General features: G+C 33.5%; 1 protein-coding gene. It reads right to left on the reverse strand.

Annotated elements, in window-relative coordinates; genetic code table 11:
- Positions 1 to 723 precede the first annotated feature (723 nt).
- On the reverse strand, positions 724 to 1634 hold a 911-nt coding region (locus ADH54_RS00280), incomplete at its 5' end, for an LPXTG cell wall anchor domain-containing protein (protein ID WP_049523321.1).

A 1634-nucleotide genomic window follows, 5' to 3' on the forward strand; every position in this document is an offset into this window, starting at 1 on the left:
GCTATTACAGCTATTACAGCTATTACAGCTATTACAGCTATTACAGCTATTACAGCTATTACAACTAGATTATACCATTTTCAATATTTTTAATCAAACAAAATGGTATAAATACAGCTGATTTCAAGATTTCAAGAAAGCGCAACCAACAAGTCTATAATAATTAAAAATGACTATGCATAACAATAGATATCCTCCCCTTAACTTTAAGATCTTCTTCAGATAGCTTCTATAAATATAAATTTATACTATTTTAAAATCAAATTCATAAACTTTCGTCTTATAAACAAATATATTATAGTTTTAATTAAACATCCTATTATTAATTCCCTATGCCTATCATTTCAAAGTATGCACTTATACAACGATATTTCTTGAATAGGCTATCAACAAATGGGGAACTTTGATTTCAAATGAGTATAGTGAATTGAAGCTAGAATAGTATAACACAGGTTCTAAAATATTTTTATAAATTGATTTGAATTCAAAAATTAAATTGTTCCGTTCTTATTTCATTCCACTATACACCGTGACTGCTAAAATATTTCTAGAAATTAATTTGACTTCCCTAATAGATTTATTCACATCCTATTTCAATCAACTGTACTTTTTCAAGAATACAACAACAGCCTTGTACCTCTGAAATGAGGAACAAGGCCGTTTTTTAATCTTTTGTATTCATTGTCCACTTAACAATGAACAATTCATATTTTGACTAAATTTTTAGTCTTCTTTTTTCTTTCCAAGAGCAAGTCCGAGACCACCTAGCATACCAAGAAGGCCTAGAGATGCAAGAGTTATATTTGATTCTGTTCCTGTATTTGGTAATACATTTTGAGAATCATTTGATTTAGCTCCATTGTCAATAGTAGTCTTAGTATCTACCGGATCTGCATTTGGAGTAACTACATCTGGAATTGGAGTTGGACTAGCTGGTGCTGGTATATCTTGACCAGAACTTCCATTAGTATCAGGTGTTACTGGCGCAACTGGATTTGTATTTGTAGTTCCACTTACTTTTCTGAAAATGTGGGTAATGACTGGTTCATTTTCATCAATCACAGTTCGTACAAATTCATATACTGGAATTGATCCATGTTCAGCATCCTTTTCATTACCTGTCTTAACGGATGGTTTCAATACATTTCCATCTTCATCAATCCATCGAACCTCAATCATTAGCTCTGGCAATGCAATTGAACCCGGTAATACATCGTTTTCAAAAGTTGTTACCTTAGGAACTTCCACAGATGATTTACCTGGTTCAGTAATCTTACCTGTACCTGTTTTTTCTACGTTTGGTAGATCACTGTTTGGTACTTTACCTTTACCATCTTCATCGATTGTAACGACGATTGGATTACCATCTTTACCTGGGATCTCTACCTTAGTTCCTGGTGGATATGTTGACCCATCTGGTTTCTTCGGTGTCACTGTAACATCACCTGTCTTAGGATCTTGTTCTAACTCTACTTTGGGTTCTTTTGTTGTTCCATAAGTTCGAACGGTTGTTGGAGTTACCTTACCTGTTTTTGGATCAACTTCATAGGTAGTGGTATCAATTACATCGCGACCTTCAGAATCTTTAGATTGTTCAACCTTAGTTTTCGCACCAACTTTAACGATTGTCTTAC

Source organism: Streptococcus pseudopneumoniae (assembly GCF_001072315.1).
Taxonomy (GTDB): Bacteria; Bacillota; Bacilli; order Lactobacillales; family Streptococcaceae; genus Streptococcus; species Streptococcus pseudopneumoniae_R.